Source organism: Microbacterium testaceum, assembly GCF_001476655.1.
Taxonomy (GTDB): Bacteria; Actinomycetota; Actinomycetes; order Actinomycetales; family Microbacteriaceae; genus Microbacterium; species Microbacterium testaceum_C.
The window spans coordinates 1-19,834 of sequence record NZ_LDRT01000069.1 but is presented as its reverse complement, the minus strand read 5'-3'; the positions used below and the strand labels follow the sequence as shown (position 1 = coordinate 19,834).

Here is a 19,834-nt window from a genome sequence, read left to right as displayed (position 1 = left end):
CGGTGGGGAGGGCGGGACTACCCCTCCACGACCAGGTCGAGCAGGTGGCCCGACAGGGTCTTGCCGTGGGGATCCGCGGCGCGCGAACGTGTCACACCCCCGTCGAGACGGCCCCGCACCACGACGGTGAACGCGCCGAGACGCGGCACCGGGTGGATCGTGACGTGTGCGGCGTCGACACCGAAGTGCGCGGCGACGCGGTCGGGTCGGAGCGTGTCGTCGAGGCGCGCGTAATCGTCCCGTTCGTACGGCGCGACGACCAGGATCGAGGTGTCGCCCTTGTCTCCCGCGCGGGCGTGAGCCAGATCGCCGAGGGTCGTCATGACACCATCTCCACTCGGGGTTCGACCCGATCGCGGTCGATGAAGGTCGACACGATCCCCACCGTCTCCTTCAGGCTGAGGTCGGCACCGCCGCCGCCGGCGGGACCGTTCGTGTAGAGCGCCTCGACCTCACGGTGCAACAGGGCCGCCGCCGTGCGGTCGAAGGTGCGCAGAGAGAGCCGTGCTCGCACCTCGGCCGGCTCGCCGGACGGCTCGTGCCAGGGCCGCAGGGAGTTGTAGCCCTGCAGGTCCGCACGAACCTCCCCCGGATCGCGGCCGTGCACCGCCTCCCACCGCTCGCGCACGATCCGCAGCGCCAGCTCGGCGCGCTCGCGCGCCCCTCGGCCCGCGTAGGCGATGCTTCCCACCGCGAGGAACCCGTCGCGGACGCCGACGCTCACCTTGAGCTGCTCGGGCCGTCCCTCTGCGGAGGCAGCGGACACGCGCACGCGGTCCGGCCCCACCTCGTCGATGCGCACGTCGCCGAGGTCGAGAGTGGCATCCGGGGTCTTGTACCGACCGGGGTCGTCGATCTCGTAGAGCAGTTGCTCGAGCACGGTCGCGCGCGAGATGAGCCCGCCGGTGCCCGCGGCCTTGCCGAACTCGGCGACCCCGTCGGCGGCGACGTCCGCGAAGGGGAAGCCCAGCGTCGCCAGCCCCGGCACGACTTTGCGGCCGCCGTCGGCGAAGTACCCGCCCGTGAGCTGCCCCGCGCACTCGAGCAAGTGGCCCACCAGGGTGGGGGCGGCCATCTCGTCGGGCGAGGCGTCGTTCCAGCCGTGGTGCACGGCGACGGGCGCGGCGAAGAGGGCCGCATCGCCCATGCGGCCGGTGATCACCACGTCCGCGCCGTTCTCGAGCGCGCGCATCGCGGCTCCGGCACCGATGTAGGCGTTGGCCGATACCAGGCGGTCGCCGAGATCGCCGATGGTCAGGTCGGTGCCGGTGATGCGCGCGTCCGCGGGGATCGCCGCCGTGACGTCGTCGCCGACGACCGCCGCCACCCGGCGTCCCGCTCCCCGAGCGTGCGCCGCGAGCAGGTCGACGACCGCGCGCGCGAGACCGACGGGGTCGGCGGCTCCGGCGTTGGTCAGCACGCGAGTACGTGGGGACAGGTGCGGCAGCACGCCGGCGAGACGGTCGAGGAACACGCGGTCGAAGCCGGCTCCCGCCGAGGTCGCGGCGCGCTGCTGCGCGAGGCCGATGGTGCGCTCGGCGAGACACTCGAACACGAGGGCATCGAGGTCACCGCGCGCGGCGAGGATCTCCGCGGGTTCGAAACGGTCCCCGGCGAAGCCGCTCCCGGCACCGATGCGGTAGGTGCTCACGGTCGGGCCACCCCCTGCCAGATCGAGACGAGGTCGTCGGGAGCGATGGATGCCGCGGGCACGACGCCCGCGACGAGGGCGGCGTCGAGCGCCCCGCCGTCCACGCGTCCGTCACGGATGAGCGTCACGAGAATCTCCTGGATCGCGCGCGAGCGCGCATCGTCGCCGCGCGCGAAGATCCCGGCCAGCTCCGCGCCGTGACCGCCCGGTTCATCGCCCTCGCGGCCGACCTCGAGGTACGCGGCACCTCCGCCCGTGGCGCGCTGCGCCGCGACGAGCCGCGCGGCCGGCAGCCGGTAGATGTAGTCGCCGAGCAGGTGTCGCCACGCCGCGGTCGGGTCTTCGCGGCCGTACGCGTCGACGACACCCTCGGGTGCGGCACCGGTCAACGTGTGCACCGCTTCCGCGAGCGGCCCTTCCAGGTCGGGCACCGCACCTGGACCGAAGCCCTCCATCTCGTCGGTACCGGCGGCGGCGAGCACGAAGGTGTCGCGCAGGAGACCGTCGCGCACGGCATCCAGGGGATGGCGGGGGACGACGGCATCCGGGCTCCCCCCATCGATCGCGACGCCGAAGCCGACCGGTCGGACGCCGTTGCGTACGCCGAGGTCGCGCGGGGCGACCGCGGCCTGGGCCGCGAGAACCGTCTCGGGGTCGAGGTCGATCAGGTGCGGCGTGTCGAGCTGGTCGAGGATCGCCTCGCCGAATCGTGTCGCGTCGTCCGCGGCGATGACGCGTGACGCGCCACCCGAGAAGCACGCGAGGGCTCGCGGTCGCGGGACGCCCGGTGCCACCGCGGCGGCGGCGGCGAGGAAGGCACCCGCGCTCTGCCCGACGAGCGTCAGACGAGAGGCGTCGCCCCCGAACGAGGGCACCGCGGCGGCGATCCACCGCAGGGCGGCGCAGACGTCCTGCACGCCCAGGTCGTGCGCGGCAGAGAGTTCGCCACCGCGCTGCGCGAAGGCGCCGAAGCCGAAGGCGCCGACGCGGTAGTTGAGGGTCACGACGACGCTCTGGGCTGCGGCGGCGAGGGAAGCGCCGTCGAAGACCGGCGTCGAGGCAGTGCCCATCTCGAAGCCCCCGCCGAACAGCCACACCGCGACGGGAGCGGACTCCACCCCGCGGGGCGCCCAGACGTTGAGGGTCAGACAGTCGGTCGCCGATTGCCCGGCCGGCAGGTCGAAACCGGCGACGGGAGCCTGGATGGGGGCGGGGCCGAAGTGCCCGCCCGGCCTGGCCGGTGCCACCGGGTCGGTCAGGACCGGGGCCGCGAACGGGTGCACGAGCGTCGCGAATCGCACGCCCCGCCAGGAATCGATCGCGGCGCTCACGGTCGCCCCTCGATGGTCGGGATCGCGTCGATGAGCGACCGCGTGTAGTCCTGGGTCGGGTGCGCGTAGATGTCGCGCTTGTCCCCCTCTTCGACGAGGTCGCCGAGGTACATGACGCCGATGCGGTCGGAGATGAACTCCACCACCGACAGGTCGTGCGAGATGAAGAGGTAGGAGAGTCCGAACGCCTCCTGCAGGTCCTTGAGCAGATTGAGCACCTGCGCCTGCACCGACACGTCGAGCGCCGACACCGGCTCGTCCGCGACGATGAGCCGCGGTTGCAGGGCGAGGGCGCGCGCGATCATGATGCGCTGGCGCTGACCGCCCGAGAAGTCGACGGGCTTCTTCTCGAGCGCGGCCGTGCCGAGGCCGACGTGGTCGACGAGTTCTCGCGCACGGTCGCGCTGGTCTTTCGCCGTGCCGCGCCGGTGCACCTGCAGCGGCTCCATGATGAGGTCGGCGACCGTCATGCGCGGGTTCAGCGCGCCGAACGGGTCCTGGAAGACGATCTGCACGTCGCGCCGGTACTGCTGGCGCGCCGCCCTGTCGAGTCGGGTGACGTCGACACCGTCGAAGCGGACGGTGCCCGAGGTGGGCTCGGTCAGCCGGGCGATCATGCGCGCGACGGTCGACTTGCCGCTGCCCGACTCCCCGACCAGGCCGTACGTGCGCCCCTTCTCGATCTGGAACGACACGCCCTTCACGGCTGTGACCTGTCGGCGGCGCGAGACGTGGAAGGTCTTCGTGAGGTCCTCGACCTCGAGCAGGGCGGTCATGCCGCGACTCCTTCTGCTTCTCGCCGCACCCGGTGACCGGGGGCGACCGTGACGAGTTCGGTGACGGGGCGGAGGTCGGCGGCATCCTGTCGCGCATCGCGCAGCCACGGGGCGATGGATGCCACGGTCGGCAGGCGCGGGCGATCGTCGCCGAGCACCGGGATCGACATCAGCAGGGCCCGCGTGTAATCGTGTGCCGGGTCGTGGAGGAGCGTCGCGGTCGGGCCGCTCTCGACGACCTGTCCTCCGTACATGACGACGGCCTCGTCGCACGTCTCGGCGACGACTCCGAGGTCATGGGTGATGAGCATGAGCGCGAGGCCCAGCCGCTCGCGCAGGGAGCCCAGCAGGTCGATCACCTGACGCTGGAGGGTGACGTCGAGCGCCGTGGTGGGCTCGTCGGCGATCACGAGCTCGGGCTCGCACGAGATGGCCATCGCGATCATGACGCGCTGGCGCATGCCGCCCGAGAGCTGGCCGATGCGGTCGCCGCGGATGTCGCGCGCCTTGCCGAGGCCCACGATGTCGAGGAGCTCGCGCACCCGGTCGGCGCGCTGGCGCCGATTCATGTCGAAGTGGGCGCGCAGGCCCTCCTCGAGCTGCTGCCCGACGGTGAGGATGGGATGCAGGGACGACATCGGCTCCTGGAAGACGAAGCCGATGCGCCGACCGGCCATCGCGCGGCGGTCCGCGGCGCCCATGCCGATCAGCTCGCGGCCGTCGAAGCGGACCGAACCGCGGGGCGTGAGCTTCTCACCGAGGAGCCCGGCGATCGCGAGAGCGGTCAGCGACTTGCCGCTGCCGGACTCGCCGACGACGGCCAGCGCTCGCCCGCGGTCCAGGTCGAAGTCGACCGACCGCACGGCGTCGTAGGGTCCGCCCGCGGTGTCGGCGGTGATGGAGAGGCCGGAGACCTGCAGCAGTGGGGCGCTCATGCGCTCTTCCTCCCGAGACGGACGCGCGGGTCGACGACGGAATACGACAGATCGACCAAGAGATTGACGATGATCACGAAGAGGCCGGTGAACAGCACGATGCCCTGCACCAGCGAGTAGTCCCGACGCCCGACGGCATCCAGGAGCAGGCGGCCCATCCCCGGAACGCCGAAGATCGTCTCGACGACGGCGCTGCCCGACAGCAGGCTCGCCACCAGCAGTCCGGCGACGGTCATGATCGGCAGGGCGGCGACGCGCACGATGTGCACCGCGCCGATGCGTCGCGGGGCGACCCCGAGCGAGCGAGCGGTCGTGACGAACGGCTCGCGGACGACGTCGAGGATCGCGCCGCGGGTGATCCGGGCCACGAACGCCGACTCGGCGATCCCGAGCGACAGAGCCGGGAGGGTGATCGAGCGCAGGTGCGGCCAGAACCCCTTCGACATCGGCACGAAGCCGCCCACGTTGAACCAGTGCAGCCAGGCGGCGAACACGACGATCAGGATCAGCGCGACGACGAACTGCGGCACCGAGATGCCGATGATGCCGAGGGCCGTGGCCACGCGGCCGGCGGGGCGCCCGTTGCGGAACGCCGCGAGAGCACCCAGCCCGATGCCGAGCACGAGCGCCACGATCAGCGCGATCACGCTGATCTCGAGGGTCACGAGGGCGTAGTCGGGGATGACGGCGACCACGGGCTTGCCGAGGAAGAGACTGTCACCGAGGCGGAGGGTGACCACGTCGCCGAGGAAGCGGCCGAACTGCTCCCACAGGGGAGCGTTCAGGCCCAGCTGCTCACGGAGGGCGGCGACCTGGTCGGGCGTCGCGGAGTCGCCCAACAGGATGGCGGCCGGGTCGCCCGGGGCGAGACGCAGCAGGAGGAAGACCAGCACCAGGGGCACGGCCACGGTGGGCAGCAGCGCGAGGAGGCGCTGCGCGAGATAGCGGAGCATGTCAGCGGCCTCCGGCGCGCGGGTCGAGGATGTCACGGACGTTGTCGATGACGATGTTCATGGCGAGGACCGTGAGAATCAGTGCGAGCCCCGGGAAGCCCCACATCCACACCGCCGAGGTGAGATAGCTGCGGGCCTCCGACAGCGACGCTCCCCAGCTCGGCACGTTCGGCGGGAGCCCCGCGCCGATGAAGCTCAGCGCGGACTCGACGAGCACGGCGGTGGTGAAGGTGATGGCCGCCTGCACGAGCACCGGGGTCGTCGCCTGCGGGAGGATGTACCGCCAGAAGATGCGGATGCTGCCGGCGCCGATCGCCCGGGCGGAGTCGACCATCGGCAGTTCGCTCGCGACGAGCGCCGAGCTGCGCACCACGCGGGTCATGCCCGGGACGAATACGATCGTCATCGCGAGAATCACGGTCCCGAGCCCGGGCCCGAGGATCGCCGTCATCGCCAGCGCGAGCACGATGATCGGGAACGACATCACGCCGTCGACGATGCGCATGACGACCGCGTCGAACCAGCGGAACATGCCGGCCAGGATGCCGAGGACCACACCGATCGCGGTCGTGATGACGGCCGTGACGACGCCGACCGTGAGCGATGCCTGCGCCCCGAACACGGTGCGCGAGTACACGTCACGTCCGAGGTTGTCGGTGCCGAAGATGTGCGTCGCCGAGGGCGGGCGCAGCCGTTCGACGGCGACGAAGGCGTTGGGATCCCCCGCGAGGACGGGGGCGAGCAGAGCCGCCCCCGCCATCACGAGAAGGAGGATGAGCGCCACCACGGCGATCGGTCGGTGCAGGAGTCGACGCCACAGTCGTGGTCGCACGGTGCGCGCGGCCGCCGCTTCGATCGACGTCGTCGTGGGGACGGTCATCTCGGACATGGGGGATCCTTGTCGGGGGTGGAGCGGGGTCAGGACTGGTCGAGCCAGGTGTTGTAGTACCAGCCGGCCAGTTCGTCGGGGTGCTCGGTGTGCACGCGGTTGGCGGTGATGAGCAGCGGGCGCGACGTTCCGAACTTCAGGAACGGCAGGTCTTCGTACACGAGGGTCTGCAGCTGCTCCCAGGTCGCTTTGCGGGCGGCGGGGTCCGACTCGGTCGACAGCGTCGCCAGCAGTGCGTCGCGATCGGGCGAGACCCAGGTTCCGGGGAAGGTCTGCTGCAGGTACGGCAGCAGCACCGGATCGGCGTAGGTCGGGATGCCGGACGAGAACAGGTCGAAGGCCGTCGGGTCGGTGCGCCGCTGGATGACGCTCGCGCGGTCGATGACCTGCAGGTCGATGTTGATGCCGGCTTCCTTCAGCTGCTGCTGAGCCGGAAGCGACGGGCCGTACCAGGAGGGGTCCTCCTTGGTGGTGAGCCAGCGGATCGGCTCGCCCGTGTAGCCGGCCTCGTCGAGGAGCTTCTTCACGCGGTCGAGGTCGGGCTTGTTGTAGTTCTCGGTCCCGGCGTCGGTCGCCCAGGTGCTGTTCACCTCGGGGATGATGCTGCCGTCGACCGAGTAGAACTCGGGGTTGCCGAAGGCGGCGAGCATGATGTCGTCCATGTTCAGCGCGGCGAGGAACGCCTGCCGCATGGAGACGTTCGACATGATGCCCTGCGCCTTGTTGAACACGACGGTCGAGCCCGAGGTCGGGCTGAGCAGGACGGCTTGGGCCACCCCGCCGCTGCTGACGGAGTCGTAGTCGTCGTACGACAGCGAGCCGCCGATGTCGACCTGACCGGCCTCGGTCGCCTGGCGGCGCGTGGACGCCTCGGGCATCGGGGTGAAGACGATCTGGTCGGCGTACGCGTTCTTCGCGCCGAGCCCGCCGTCGCCGGGGGTGTCGAGCTTCTTGTAGCCGTCCCAGCGGTCGAGGACGACATCACCGTCGGCCGCGTAGCTGGTGAGCTTGTAGGGACCGGTGCACACGAGATCGGAGACGGCGTCGGTGATCGGGCGGTCCTTCACGATGCTCGCGGGCATCATGTACGCGGTCGTGAGGAGCGTCGGGAGCAGGGGGCTCGGCGTGTTCAGCGTGATCGTGAGGGTCGTGTCGTCGACGGCGTCGATCGAGGTGGTGAGCGACTTCAGGATCGAGCCGTTGCCCGGGGTGAGGAAGTAGCGGTTGAGACTCGCGATCACGTCGGCCGAGGTGAACGGCTCGCCGTCCTGGAAGGTCACGCCGTCCCGCAGGGTCAGCGTGTAGCTGCCGCCCCCGTTGTCGACGAGATCCTTCGCCAGCACGGGGCCGACCTCGAACGAGGTCGAGACGTCGAAGAGCGGCTCGCAGACCTGACGAGCGATGACCCAGTCGGCCTGCAGGCTCGTCGCGAACGGGTCGATGATCGACGGCGTCGCGGACAGGGCCACGGTCAGGGTGCCGCCGGCCTGCGGTTCGCCGCCGTCCGAGATGCTCCCGGTGCTGGTGGTGCCGTCGGCACCGCAGCCCGAGAGGACGAGGGCGGATGCCGCCGCGAGCGCGGCGAGCGGGATCAGCCGGCGCACGCGCCGGTTCGGTCGAACATCGTGCCTCATTGCAGAAACTCCATCGTCGGGGTTCGGGATGCCGCGTCGGGGGAACGCGTATCCACTGTATACACTGGATCCAATGGATACGCAACGCGCTCGCCCCTATCCTCGAACGAACGGGTGACGGCGTCCGCGACCGAACGAGGAGGCAAAGTGGCGGCATCGATGAGCCCCGAGGTGATCGCTTCGCGGATCGCCTTGGCCATCCGCGAGAAGGTCATCCCCCCGGGTGCGGCGCTCGTGCAAGAGGACCTCGCCCGACGGTTCGACGTCAGCCGCAGCCCCGTGCGCGAGGCCCTTCGCATCCTCGCGACCGAGGGCGTGATCGAGATGACGCCCGGCGGGGGTGCCTCGGTCCGCACGCTCGATCGCGACGAGCTCGATGAGCTCTACGAACTGCGGCTCCTGCTCGAGCCGACGATCGCCGACGACATCGTTCGCCGCATCTCGCGCGGCGAGATCACGGCGCTGGAGTCACGGGTCGCCGAGATGGAATCCTCGGACGACGTCGGCCGGTGGATGCGCGCGAACTTCGAGTTCCACTCGCGCCTCTACGACGCGGCGGGACGCCCCCGGACGGCGGAGATCCTTCGCGGGCTCCTGGCCGCGGTGCAGCCGTACTCCCAGGAGAACATCGATCATCTCGGCGGTCGAGGCCAGGCCGACGAGGAGCATCGCGAGATGCTCGCCGCCATCCGCGACGGCGACGGCGCGCGCCTGGCGGAACTGCTGCGCACGCACCTGGTCAGCGCGAAGAACCGCGTGGCGCACGCACTGTCCGAGGGCGAGGACGACCTCGACCCGCTCGCACTGTTCCGCGGCGAGAGCTGACGCCCGACTCTTCCGCGGTGGCTTCGACGAGCTCAGCCACCGCTCCCCGCGCGATAACCCCGCGCACGCACCCCCGGTCCTTGAGCCTGCCGAAGGGACCGGAACCCGCTCCGAACCTCAGTCCAAGAAGATGTCCGGGTACATCGCCGCGTCCGGCGTCCCCGGCACGGCCGCGTACCCCGAGAAGTCCGTGACTCCGGCTGCCTCGAGCACGTCCTCGACGATGAGCGTCTGCCCGGTCCGCTCCCGCGACGGGGACGTGAGCACCTCGTACGCGGCGTCCGCGTAGATCTCGGGCGTGCGCGACACCCGCATGAGGCGGTCGCCGCCGATCACGTTCTGCACGGCCGCGGTCGCGATCGTCGTGCGCGGCCACAGGGTGTTCGCCGCGATTCCGTCGCCGGCGAACTCCGACGCGAGGCCGAGCGTCGCCATCGTCATGCCGAACTTCGCGAGGCTGTACCCGGTGTGCGCGCCGAGCCACTTCGGCGTCACGTTCAGCGGCGGCGAGAGCGAGAGAATGTGCGGGTTCTCGGCATCCTTCAGCTGAGGGATCGCCGCGCGAGAAAGCAGGAACGTGCCGCGCACGTTGACGTCCTGCATGAGGTCGTACTTCTTCGTCGCGAGCTCGAGTGAGCCCGAGAGGTCGATCACGCTGGCGTTGTTGACGACGACGTCGATGCCGCCGAACTCCCCGACCGTGCGCATCACGGCTTCGGTGATGGATGCCTCGTCCCGCACGTCGCCGACGATGGGCAGCGCCTGCCCGCCCGCCGCCCGGATCGCCTCCGCCGCGGTGTGCACGGTGCCCTCGAGCTTGGGGTGCGGGGTGTCGGTCTTGGCGAGCATCGCGATGTTCGCGCCGTCGCGCGCGGCGCGCAGCGCGATCGCGAGGCCGATGCCGCGGCTCCCGCCCGACATGAGGATGGTCTTTCCGGCGAGCGTCACGAGCGTCCTTTCGCGGAGGCCGCGGCGAACGCAGCGACCCGCGCCTTCGCCTCGGGGGTGTCGAAGGCGGCGCCGATCGTGGCGGCCTCGTCGTCGAGGTTCTCGGGGAACGTGCGGCCGGCCCCGACCCGCACGAGACGCGTCGCCTGCCCGAAGGCGGCGGTCGCCCCGTCGAGCCAGAAGCGCGCGATCTCGTCGACCCGCGAGACCAGATCGGCGGATGCCACGACCTCGGCCACGAGACCCCACTCGCGCGCCTCGTCGGCCGAGAGCATGCGGTCCTGCAACAGCAGCTGCAGGGCGCGGCGCTGGCCGATCGCGGCGGGCAGCAGCGTCGAGACGCCCAGGTCGGGAGTCAGCCCGATGTTCGCGTACCGGCTGACGAAGCGCGCGTTCTCGCTCGCGACGACGTAGTCGGCGGTGAGCATGAGCCCGAGCCCCCCGCCCGCCACGGCCCCCTGCACCGCGGCGACCATCGGCAGCGGTGCCTCGGCGAAGGTGCGGATGCCGTCGTGGATCGCCTCGGCGGTCTCGGTGACCTCGGCCCCGGACGACCCGCTCGTCGACATGGCGACCACGTCGCCGCCGGCGCAGAACGCGGGGCCGTTGGCATCCAGGATCACCGCTCCGACCGAGGAGTCGGAGGTGACCTCGTGCGCGACGGCGCGCCAGCGGCGGGCCATCGGGAAGTCCATCGCGTTCAGTGACGCGGGGCGATCGAAGGTCACGCGGGCGAGCCCTCCCTCGACGTGGAGCAGGATGCCGTCGGTCATTTCGGCGCCATCCGGATCGCGCCGTCGAGGCGGATCGTCTCGCCGTTGAGGTAGCCGTTGTCGACGATGGCGAGCACGAGCCGCGCGTACTCGTCGGGCGCTCCGAGGCGCGAGGGATACGGCACCTGTTGCCCGAGGGAGTCTTGAGCCGCCTGCGGCAGGCCCTTGAGCATGGGCGTCTCCATGATGCCCGGGGCGATGGTCACGACCCGGATGCCGTGGCGCGCGAGCTCGCGGGCGATCGGGAGGGTCATCGCGTGGACGCCGCCTTTGCTCGCGGAGTACGCGGGCTGACCGATCTGTCCGTCGAAGGCCGCGACGCTCGCGGTGTTGACGATGACCCCGCGGTCGCCCCCGTCGGCGGGATCGGTCTTCGCCATGACGGCCGAGGTCTGCGCGATGACGTTGTACGTGCCGATGAGGTTGACGCGGATCACCCGTTCGAAGTCGGCGAGCGGCGAGGGAGCACCCTCGCGGTCGAGCACCTTGGCGGGTGGGGCGATGCCGGCGCAGTTGACCACGACCCGCAGCGGACCGGCCTCAGCGGCGAGCGCCGCGGCGGACGCGATCTGCGCGGCATCCGTGACGTCGGCCGGGGCGAAGGCCCCGCCGAGCTCGTCGGCGACCGACGCGCCCGGAGACGAGGGCAGGTCGACGATCGTGACACGCGCGCCGGCTGCGGCGAGGCGGCGCGCGGTGGCGAGACCCAGACCCGAAGCGCCACCGGTGACGAGGGCCGCGACTCCTGAGATATCCATGCGTTCTCCTTCGAAGCAGAAACTCAGTACCACCCTACCCGGGACTCAGGTTCGCACCTCTCCTCGCGCGCGTCGGCGTCCCGGCCGCCGCGGGTGCGTGCGGACGGCGTCCGTCGTCGCCCCGTCGACCAGCAGCGCGATCTCGTCCGGCTTCCAGTCGTACAGGTCGCGCAGGCGATCGCCGAGTTTCGCGACGGCGTCCGGCATCGAGATCTCCACGCCGCGGGGAAGGTCTCGCGCACCCTCATCGAACGACCGCGCCGCGCTCTGCAGCTCGGCCACCATCGCCCGCATGCGCTCCTGCCCGTAGGCCGCGGATGCCAGCGGCCAGTCCCCCACGACGACCGAGCGCCCCACCGGGCAGTCGGCGGAGGCCGCCGCGGCGCGCGGACCGATTCGAACGCGAACGACCGCGACACCGATCGCCACGATGGCGAGGGATCCGGCGAAGGTCGCCGGGCCGAACGAGAACCCGAGGTCGTACAGCGACGACTCCCACCCCGCCGTGGCCCCCACCGCGACGCGCGCCGCCGAGTACGCGGCGTAGACGGCGTTCGCGACCAGGATCAGGCGCATCGGCCAGCCCGGCTCGAGGCGCGAGCGCGCCGCCGCGAGCGCGCACAGCGTGCACGGCACGGTGATGAGGAGGATCTTCACCGCCAGAGACGTCGGGAGAGGGACCGTCGCGGTCACGGCCGCCGTCACCAGGGCCAGGAAGAGGCTGGCGATCGCCCAGCGTCGGGCTCTCCGCCCCTCGAGTACCCGCAGAGCCACGAGCAGCAGCGCGGGAGCGAGCACCATCGCGACGTCACCGAGCACGAGGGCGATGATGCCGTCGCCCGCGGTGTAGATGAAGTACATCGCGCTCGAGCCCACCGCCGACACACCCGACACCGCGGCATAGCGCAGGAACAACGTCATCGCCCCCGGCGTGCCGATTCGCGGCAGCGCGGCGAACAGCACCGCCGCGGCCACCGCGACGCTCACCGCGAGCATCCCCAGCGACAGTTCCATGACACCCCCGACTTTCCATTGTGCCTGTCCCCTCCCCGCGCCCTCCTCCTTCCGCCCCTCCGCGCAGGGCGCCTCGGACCGCCGGAGCACGCGACCCTCACGACCCTCCCCGACGCACGGAGCTTCCCGGGCGGCGGAAACGGGGAGAAGATCGAGCGGTGACCATTCCCGCGGCCTCCGAGCCGGTCCCGCTCCGTGTGCGAGAGCTCGCCGGCGACGCCGTTCTCGAGCCGGTCTGGCGCAACGCCATTGGCGGACTGACGTTCCGAGCGACGGGGGCGGACGGCATCCGGTTCGTGAAGTACGGTCCGCGCAATGCCGAGACCTCGATGAGCGCCGAGGCGGAACGCCTGCGCTGGGCGGGCGCGTTCACCCCCGTCCCGCGAGTGCTCGAAGAAGGCCGGGATGCCACGCACGAATGGCTCGTGACCGCTGCGACGCCGGGACTCTCCGCGGTCGACCCCCGGTGGATCGCCGACCCCGCCCGGGCCGTCCGAGCGGTGGGCCGAGGGCTGCGCGCGCTCCACGACGCGTTGCCGGTGGCGGAGTGTCCGTTCTCGTGGACGGTGCCCGACCGTCTCGCGAACGCCGCGGCCCGCGGCATCCGGGTGCCCGTCGAACGGCACCAAGCCCCGCCGATCGACCGACTCGTCGTCTGCCATGGCGATGCGTGCGCGCCGAACACGCTCGTCGGCGACGACGGCGAATGGGCAGGGCACGTCGACTTCGGCGCGCTCGGGGTCGCGGACCGCTGGGCCGACATCGCGGTGGCGACGATGTCGACGGAATGGAACTACGGCCCCGGCTGGGAGGAACCGCTCCTCGCCGCTTACGGAGTGGCTCCGGATGCCACCCGCCTGGCGTTCTACCGGGCGCTCTGGAACGAGACCTGACGCCCGCGTGACTCGAGGCCGCGGCGCCCGGGCCGCGGCCTACGTGCCCACCACGCGGAACGCCCCCGACACCAGGGCGGCCGTGAGCGCCACGGCGACGAGGGCGAGGGAGCCAGCGAGGGCGACGGCATCCCGGCCCGACAGGGTCGAGGGGCGTGACCACGTCCGCTCGACATCGGCGCCGAAGCCGCGCGCCTCCATCGCGGTGGCGAGCGTCGTTCCCCGGCGCACCGCGAAGACCAGCAGCACGAACGCCATCGAGAAGAAGCGGCGGAGCGCCCCCCGATCACCGAGTCCGCGAGCGCGCCGGGCGAGGGTCATCGTGCGCCAGTCGTCGACGAACAGCCCGACCGTCCGCGCCCCCGCCAGCACCCCGAGCACGAAGCGGCTCGGCAGTTTCGCGACCTGCGCCAGGGCGTCGGCGAGGTCGGTCGGGTCTGTCCGAGCGAAGAGCAGGATCATCGGCAACGCGAGCGCGACGACGCGCAGCAGCACCGCGAACGACAGCGCGAGAGAATCGTCGCTGATCGTCGCGAAGAGGAAGGTCCCGTAGACGGTCCCCCCGGGCCGCGCGTACAGCAACATGCTCACCGCCGCGATCGGCGCGAACAACAGCACCGGCACCAGCCGCTTCCCCACGACCCGATACGCCAGGCCCGTCACCGGCACGCACAGCAGCTCGAGCGCGAGGGCCGTGACCGCGCTCACCGCGTCCACCGTGACCAGGAGCGGCAGCGCCAGCACCACCACCATCACGACCTTCGTCACCGGGTTGACCCCGTCGAGCCACGCGGTGCGCGAAGCGGTGTCCACGGCGGTCACGCCACGGCTCCGAGCGCGATGCGGTGCTGGCCCAGGTGCCGCACGACGTCGGCGTCGTGGGTCACCGCGACGACGGTCCGCCCGCGCGCGATCTCGCGCTGCAGCAGACCCACGAGCTCGCTCCACCCGCGCCGATCCTGCCCGAACGTCGGCTCGTCGAGCACGATCACCTCGGGCGAGGCCGCGAGCACCGTCGCGACCGACAGTCGCCGTTTCTGCCCGCCCGACAGGGTGAAGGGGTTCGCCTGGGCCAGGGGGGCCAGGTCCAACCGCTCGAGGAGTTCGTCGACGATCGCGTCGACCTCGGCCGCCGGCATCCGCAGAGCCCTCGGTCCCACGGCGAGCTCATCGCGGAGGGTCGACGCGAGGAACTGGTGCTCCGGCTCCTGGAAGACCGTGCCGATGCGCGTGAGCAACTCGGTCGAGCGCCAGCGCGACGGACGACGCATGCCGCGGGCCGCGAGGGCCTCCGCGGCGACCACCTCACCCGACAGTTCCGGCAGGAGCCCGGCGAGAGTCAGGGCGAGGGTCGACTTGCCCGCCCCGTTGGGTCCGGTGATCACCGTTCCGGCCCCGCGCGGAACGGCCAGGGCGAGGTCCGCGGCGACGATCGTGCGTTTCTCGCGCCCGATCGACAGCGCCGACGTCGACAGCGCGGCATCCGGGATCTCCAGCGGCGGCAGCACCGGGAGCTCGACCGGACGCCCCGGCACCCAGACTCCCGCCGCCGCGAGCGCGTCACCGTGCTGGGCGAAGACCCGGTCAGGCGGACCGTCGGCGAGCACTCCCCCGCCCGGCGCGAGCACGACCACGCGGGTCATCAGGTCGGACCACACCGCGGTGCGATGTTCGATCAGCACGACGGTGGTCCCGTCGGTGCGCGCGACGTGCTCCACGGCCGCACGCACCTCGGCGACGCCCTCGGGGTCGAGGTTGGCGGTCGGCTCGTCGAGCAGCAGGAGCCCCGGACGCATCGCGAGCACCCCCGCGAGCGCCAGACGCTGCTTCTGCCCACCCGACAGCGCCTTGGTCGGGCGATCGAGGGGCACGGCCAGACCCACGGATGCCACGGCCTCCGCGACGCGCGCCGGGATCTCGGCCGCGGGCACGCCGAGGTTCTCGCAGCCGAAGGCCACGTCGTCGCCGACCTTCGACAGCACGATCCCCGCCTCGGGATCCTGGAGCACGAGACCGATGCGGCCGCGCTGGCCCTCGGGGGCGCGGTCGTCGACGAGGATCCGCCCCGTGGATTCCCCTTCGTCGCTGCCGCCGAGAAGACCGGCGAGGCCCGCGAGCAGCGTCGACTTCCCGGCTCCCGAGGCACCGAGCAGGAGGACCCGCTCGCCCGGCTCGATCGTCAGGTCGACGTCACGCGTGGCGGGGAGCCTGCGGCCGGCGTAGCGCCACCCCCAGCCCTCGACGTCGACGCGTGCGGGGGCCGGCATCAGACGTCGCGGCGCGCTTCCCGCCCGGCGGCGAATCGGCTGAGCGCTCCCGTCGCGGCGAGCGCGCGCACGAGCAGCCACCCGACCAGCCCCGCGAGGAGGGCACCCGAGACGACGAGCGTGCCGAGGTAGGTGAGGTTGAACTCGACCGTCTTGGCGATGTTGGGCGACGAGCCGACGAAGAGCTCGTTGACCCAGGCGCCGACACCGGCGCCGACGCCCGCGAGCATCGCGACCGGGAGCGAGAAGCGCAGGTAGAGGAACGCGAGGAAGATCAGCTCGGCGCCGAGGCCCTGGGCGAGGCCCGAGACGATGGTCAAGGGTCCCCACATGTTGCCGATGAGCGCCGAGACGACCGCCGCGATGAGCTCGACGAGCAGCGCAGCGCCGGGCTTGCGGATGATCAGGCCGCCGATCACACCACCGATCAGCCAGATGCCGACCGCGATGCCGCCGAGGCCGGGCGTCAGGCCGTCCATCGCGGCGAACCAGAGTCCGCCGACGGCGTTCCAGCCCCAGAAGACGAGGCCGACCGCGACGCCGAGGACGGCGGCGACGACGATGTCGACGACGCGCCAGCGGTAGCGGTTCGTCGAGGTGACGGCCGGGGCCGTGCGCGCAGACGTGGACGTGTGCATTTCTTCTCCTCCCTGCGCCGGCATGATCCGGATCAGGTTCGACGGTCGAAGCGTGGATTCGCTTCCTCTCAGCCCGGCTCACCGGACTCCCGTGGTTGTGCTGACGAGTATAGAGGGACGCCCGGGGTAGCGTGGGCGGGTGCACGAGCAGACTCCGGCCACGCGGCGAGCCGCGCGCGACTCCGCCGATCTGCCCGTCGAGGCGACGCCCTCCGCGGCCGATCCCGGTCTCGAGACCGCGTCTGCGAGCGACGATTCCATCGCGACCTCGCCTGCGGAAACCCGGGCGACTGCGGAGCCGACTCCGGATGCCAGCGGGCCCGAGCAGCGGGCGACGACGACTCCGGGTGCCGGCAGGTCTGAGCCGCGAGCGACGACGACTCCGCAACCGACTCCGGACGCCAGCGAGCCCGAGCCGCGGGCGACGACGATTCCGGAACCGACTCCGGATGCCGGCGGGCTCGAGCCGCGGGCGACGACGACTGCGGCGCCGGCTCCGGCTCCGGCTCCGGCTCCGGCTCCGGCTCCGGCTCCGGACGCCACCGGGCCCGAGCCGCGCGGGGTAGCGACGGCGCCGGCTTCGGATGACGTGTCTGCACCTGCGCCCGCGACGCCCGGTGCGGGCGCTGCGGCGAACATGGCCGCGCAGCCCGCCGGCGCGGCGTCCTCCCCCGTCGGCCCCGTCCCCGCGCAGTCGGGCACCGCGGCGTCCGCACCCGGCTCCGCGCCCGTGCAGCCCCGGGCCGGGGCGACGGCACCCGCACCGGAATCCGACGCCGCTGCGGCATCCGTTCCCGCCGTGTCGAATCCCCCGGCGGATGCCACCGCGGATCCCACCGCGGCGGCCCTCGGCGCGCTCGGGTGGGTCGACCCCGATGCCGCCGGTGCGCCGCGGCCAGCCCCCGCGTTCGTCGTGTCGGGAGCGACCGGTCGCCCCGCGGACCTGCTCGCCGGGCGTCGTCGTCGCAGAGCTTTTCGTCCCGCGACGGTCATCCCGGCGGTCCTGCTCGTTCTTCTCGTCGGCGTGTACACCGCCGCGACGCTGCTGTGGCCCCTGTCGGCGGTCCAGCCCACCGTGCGCTCCGTGGCCCTCCAGCCCACCGCGGCACCACCCGCCGACCCCGCGTGGCCGGCGCAGGGCGAGGCGGCGATCGCACTCGACGGCGTGCCCGGGGAGCTCTCCTCGTCGGCCAGTGCCCCCGAGTCGATCGCCAGCATCACCAAGATCGTGACGGCCCTCGTGGTCCTCGACCGTCTCCCGCTCGCTCGAGGCGAGCAGGGACCGTCGTACTCCTTCACCCAGGCCGACAGCGCGGACTACTGGCAGTACCGGGCGCGCGGGGAGTCGTCCCTCGACGTGCCCGTGGACGGCAGCCTGACCGAGCTGCAGATGCTCCAGGGCATGCTGATCGCCTCCGCGAACAACTACGCCCAGCGTCTGGCATCCGATCTCTTCCCCTCCAACGCCGATTTCGCCGCCGCTGCGAACGCCTACCTGGCGGAGCGCGGGATCACGGGCATCACGATCGTGAACCCGACGGGCATCGAGGCGGGCAACACGGCCACCCCGGCGGCACTCATCGCCCTCGCCGAGAAGGCGCTCGCCAACCCGATCATCGCGGAGATCGTGCGGACGCCCGAGCTCACCCTGCCCGGTGCCGGGTCGTTCAAGAACGGCAACCCGCTGCTCGCCGATCCCGGCGTGGTGGGGGTCAAGACCGGGACCCTCGACGCGTGGAACCTCCTGTCCGCGAAGGACTTCACCATCGGCACGGTAACCGTGCGCGCGTACGCCGCGGTGCTCGGGCAGCCCGGGCCGGACGAGCGCAACCAGGCCAGCCGCGACCTGTACGCGCGCATCGCGGAGGAGCTTCAGCCGCGCCCCTCGGTGACAGCGGGCACGGTGATCGGCCGGGTCGAGACGCTCTGGGGGCAGGACGCCGATGTCGTCACGACAACGGATGCCACGGTCGTGCTGTGGAACAGCGCCGTGGCTCAGACCTCGACGCGGTTCGACCTGGGTGATTCGCGGACGTCCGGCGACACCGTCGGCACCCTCACGGTCATCGGCCCGCTCGACACCGACACGGTCGACGCGCAGCTGTCGGGCACGATCGACCCACCGGACCCGTGGTGGCGCCTGACGCACCCCCTCGATCTGTTCGGCCTGAACGGCTGATGAGCCTCGATATCCGGGTGGATGCCACCTCCCCCGCGCCCCCGTACGAGCAGGTGCGCGCGCAGATCATCGCCGCGATCGACGATGCCTCGGTGGTCGCGGGAACCCGTCTCCCGCCGGTGCGAACGCTCGCGGCCGACCTGGGGCTTGCGGCGAACACCGTCGCCCGCGCGTACAAGGAGCTCGAGGAAGCGGGCTACGTCGAGACCCGTGGGCGCGCCGGAACGGTCGTTCGCGGCCGGGATTCAGCGGCGGCGCAGGCGGCACGGGCGGCCCGGATCTACGCCGACACCGTCCGCCGCCTGGGCGTGGCGCCGGTTGATGCGCTGGAGCTGGTGCGGGCGGCGCTGGGCGATCGCTGACGGCTCGCGGCGGGTTGCGGCGGGTTGCGTCGGCGGGTTGCGTCGGCGGGTGGCGCCGGCGGGTGACGGTGGACGTTGGCGGGACGCGTCGGCCGGTGACGGTGGGCGTTGGCGGGACGCGTCGGCGGCTGACGGTGCGCAGCGGAGGGCTGACGGTGCGCAGCGGCGGCTGGCGGGTGGGCGTCAGCAGGGAGGGGCGTCGGCGACTGCGCGCCGAGGTGCGAGGGCCTTTCCTGCACATTCGTGGGGTGTGCGGATTCGTCCCCAGCGGGGCTCTCTGAGGTCTGTCGATGTCGGACCCCCTCGCTAGCATGCACACATGTTCATGGAAGCCTCATCGACACCCCCGGGCCCCGGGCCGCGGGCCCTATCCGCGGTGCTCGCAGAGGTCCTCCGCACCGGCGCCGCGGTCGCCGCCGCAGAAGCGGCGCGCACGCGTGCTCTCGCCGAAGCAGGGCACCTCGCCCTCGATGTCATGGCGGAGCGGCCCTCGTCCTCCCGGGTCGCGGAGATGGCGTTGCGGGAGGTCGCGTCCGAGATCGCCGCGGCCGAGCACTGCTCCGACCGCACGGTGCAGACCCAGATCACCCGCGCCATGACCCTCGTCGACGACTACCCGGGGACCCTGACCGCGTGGGAGGAAGGGGCGATCACCCGCGCCCACGTGCACACCATCCTCGAGGTCGGGACGCCCCTCCCGTCCGAGGTCCGCGCCGAGTTCGACACCCTCGCCGTCACCACCGCCACCGCGGGGCTCAGCCCCGGCCGGCTGCGCACCCGCCTGGCCGTGCTCGCCGAGACCCTGCAGCCGACGACGATCACCGAACGTCACCAGCGCGGCCGCGACACTCGGTGTGTCCGGGTTGTGACCGGGCACGACGGGATGTCCGACCTCATCGCGACGCTGCCGACGGTCCTCGCCGTCGGCATCTACGACCGCCTCACCCAGCAAGCCCGCACGATCATCGACACCCGCGGCGACACCCCGGCCACCGCCACGACCACCGC

20 protein-coding genes and 1 riboswitch are annotated in these 19,834 nt (G+C 72.1%); of the genes, 5 read left to right on the top strand and 15 right to left on the bottom strand.

All coding sequences use genetic code 11. The features are described 5' to 3' along the window. Nucleotides 1–17 precede the first annotated feature (17 nt). The 8 genes from NS220_RS10840 to NS220_RS10805 are packed head-to-tail and all read right to left on the bottom strand — an operon-like array spanning nucleotide 18 to nucleotide 8,139. Nucleotides 18–323 carry an AtuA-related protein gene (locus NS220_RS10840; RefSeq protein ID WP_058624066.1) on the bottom strand — a complete coding sequence of 102 codons (306 nt, stop codon included), beginning with the start codon at nucleotides 321–323 and terminating at the stop codon, nucleotides 18–20. Then, complete coding sequence (locus NS220_RS10835) at nucleotides 320–1,651, bottom strand: acyclic terpene utilization AtuA family protein (protein WP_058624065.1); 1,332 nt, start codon at nucleotides 1,649–1,651, stop codon at nucleotides 320–322. The genes NS220_RS10840 and NS220_RS10835 overlap by 4 nt, the downstream gene beginning before the upstream one ends. Next, the gene (locus NS220_RS10830) at nucleotides 1,648–2,982 is read right to left on the bottom strand and encodes a carboxylesterase family protein (protein ID WP_058624064.1); all 1,335 of its coding nucleotides are present in this window, start codon (nucleotides 2,980–2,982) and stop codon (nucleotides 1,648–1,650) included. Before NS220_RS10830 ends, NS220_RS10835 begins: the two co-directional genes overlap by 4 nt. Next, on the bottom strand, nucleotides 2,979–3,758 hold the full coding sequence (locus tag NS220_RS10825; RefSeq protein WP_058624063.1) for an ATP-binding cassette domain-containing protein: 780 nt from the start codon (nucleotides 3,756–3,758) through the stop codon (nucleotides 2,979–2,981). Before NS220_RS10825 ends, NS220_RS10830 begins: the two co-directional genes overlap by 4 nt. Continuing rightward, a complete protein-coding gene (locus NS220_RS10820; RefSeq protein WP_058624062.1) occupies nucleotides 3,755–4,693 on the bottom strand; it encodes an ABC transporter ATP-binding protein in 939 nt (312 codons plus the stop codon). The genes NS220_RS10825 and NS220_RS10820 overlap by 4 nt, the downstream gene beginning before the upstream one ends. After that, a complete protein-coding gene (locus NS220_RS10815; protein ID WP_242864597.1) occupies nucleotides 4,690–5,682 on the bottom strand; it encodes an ABC transporter permease in 993 nt (330 codons plus the stop codon). Before NS220_RS10815 ends, NS220_RS10820 begins: the two co-directional genes overlap by 4 nt. Beyond that, the gene (locus tag NS220_RS10810) at nucleotides 5,648–6,535 is read right to left on the bottom strand and encodes an ABC transporter permease (RefSeq protein WP_058624061.1); all 888 of its coding nucleotides are present in this window, start codon (nucleotides 6,533–6,535) and stop codon (nucleotides 5,648–5,650) included. Before NS220_RS10810 ends, NS220_RS10815 begins: the two co-directional genes overlap by 35 nt. A gap of 29 nt (nucleotides 6,536–6,564) precedes the next feature. Continuing rightward, the gene (locus NS220_RS10805; RefSeq protein WP_206543019.1) at nucleotides 6,565–8,139 is read right to left on the bottom strand and encodes an ABC transporter substrate-binding protein; all 1,575 of its coding nucleotides are present in this window, start codon (nucleotides 8,137–8,139) and stop codon (nucleotides 6,565–6,567) included. A gap of 177 nt (nucleotides 8,140–8,316) precedes the next feature. Here NS220_RS10805 and NS220_RS10800 point away from each other — a divergent pair, with 177 nt between their 5' ends. Next, nucleotides 8,317–8,994 carry a GntR family transcriptional regulator gene (locus NS220_RS10800; protein WP_058624059.1) on the top strand — a complete coding sequence of 226 codons (678 nt, stop codon included), beginning with the start codon at nucleotides 8,317–8,319 and terminating at the stop codon, nucleotides 8,992–8,994. Between the two features lie 117 nt (nucleotides 8,995–9,111). Here NS220_RS10800 and NS220_RS10795 read toward each other — a convergent pair whose 3' ends face one another. The 4 genes from NS220_RS10795 to NS220_RS10780 are packed head-to-tail and all read right to left on the bottom strand — an operon-like array spanning nucleotide 9,112 to nucleotide 12,487. After that, the gene (locus tag NS220_RS10795) at nucleotides 9,112–9,942 is read right to left on the bottom strand and encodes an SDR family oxidoreductase (RefSeq protein ID WP_058624058.1); all 831 of its coding nucleotides are present in this window, start codon (nucleotides 9,940–9,942) and stop codon (nucleotides 9,112–9,114) included. Beyond that, complete coding sequence (locus NS220_RS10790; RefSeq protein WP_058624057.1) at nucleotides 9,939–10,715, bottom strand: enoyl-CoA hydratase/isomerase family protein; 777 nt, start codon at nucleotides 10,713–10,715, stop codon at nucleotides 9,939–9,941. The genes NS220_RS10795 and NS220_RS10790 overlap by 4 nt, the downstream gene beginning before the upstream one ends. Continuing rightward, nucleotides 10,712–11,473, bottom strand: a complete 762-nt coding sequence (locus NS220_RS10785) for an SDR family NAD(P)-dependent oxidoreductase (protein WP_058624056.1) — start codon at nucleotides 11,471–11,473, stop codon at nucleotides 10,712–10,714. Before NS220_RS10785 ends, NS220_RS10790 begins: the two co-directional genes overlap by 4 nt. Nucleotides 11,474–11,518: 45 nt before the next feature. Further along, nucleotides 11,519–12,487 (bottom strand): hypothetical protein, encoded by a 969-nt coding sequence (locus NS220_RS10780; RefSeq protein ID WP_058624055.1) that lies wholly within the window; start codon nucleotides 12,485–12,487, stop codon nucleotides 11,519–11,521. 158 nt (nucleotides 12,488–12,645) lie between these two features. On the opposite strand from NS220_RS10780, the gene NS220_RS10775 reads away from it, so the two are divergent. Beyond that, the gene (locus tag NS220_RS10775) at nucleotides 12,646–13,380 is read left to right on the top strand and encodes an aminoglycoside 3'-phosphotransferase (protein WP_058624054.1); all 735 of its coding nucleotides are present in this window, start codon (nucleotides 12,646–12,648) and stop codon (nucleotides 13,378–13,380) included. Between the two features lie 39 nt (nucleotides 13,381–13,419). Here the strand turns inward: NS220_RS10775 and NS220_RS10770 are convergent, their stop codons facing one another. The 3 genes from NS220_RS10770 to NS220_RS10760 form a co-directional block, all read right to left on the bottom strand. Next, a complete protein-coding gene (locus tag NS220_RS10770) occupies nucleotides 13,420–14,202 on the bottom strand; it encodes an energy-coupling factor transporter transmembrane component T family protein (protein WP_058624053.1) in 783 nt (260 codons plus the stop codon). Then, the gene (locus NS220_RS10765; RefSeq protein ID WP_058624052.1) at nucleotides 14,199–15,647 is read right to left on the bottom strand and encodes an ABC transporter ATP-binding protein; all 1,449 of its coding nucleotides are present in this window, start codon (nucleotides 15,645–15,647) and stop codon (nucleotides 14,199–14,201) included. The genes NS220_RS10770 and NS220_RS10765 overlap by 4 nt, the downstream gene beginning before the upstream one ends. Next, nucleotides 15,647–16,285 carry an ECF transporter S component gene (locus NS220_RS10760; RefSeq protein WP_058624051.1) on the bottom strand — a complete coding sequence of 213 codons (639 nt, stop codon included), beginning with the start codon at nucleotides 16,283–16,285 and terminating at the stop codon, nucleotides 15,647–15,649. The genes NS220_RS10765 and NS220_RS10760 overlap by 1 nt, the downstream gene beginning before the upstream one ends. Continuing rightward, a riboswitch (TPP riboswitch) is annotated at nucleotides 16,278–16,388 on the bottom strand. Its footprint overlaps the gene before it by 8 nt. Before the next feature lie 486 nt (nucleotides 16,389–16,874). Here NS220_RS10760 and NS220_RS10755 point away from each other — a divergent pair. The 3 genes from NS220_RS10755 to NS220_RS10745 form a co-directional block, all read left to right on the top strand. Beyond that, complete coding sequence (locus NS220_RS10755) at nucleotides 16,875–18,464, top strand: D-alanyl-D-alanine carboxypeptidase family protein (protein WP_242864596.1); 1,590 nt, start codon at nucleotides 16,875–16,877, stop codon at nucleotides 18,462–18,464. Continuing rightward, nucleotides 18,464–18,826 carry a GntR family transcriptional regulator gene (locus NS220_RS10750; RefSeq protein WP_058624050.1) on the top strand — a complete coding sequence of 121 codons (363 nt, stop codon included), beginning with the start codon at nucleotides 18,464–18,466 and terminating at the stop codon, nucleotides 18,824–18,826. The genes NS220_RS10755 and NS220_RS10750 overlap by 1 nt, the downstream gene beginning before the upstream one ends. Nucleotides 18,827–19,145: 319 nt before the next feature. After that, on the top strand, nucleotides 19,146–19,834 hold a 689-nt coding region (locus tag NS220_RS10745; RefSeq protein ID WP_153004254.1), incomplete at its 3' end, for a DUF222 domain-containing protein.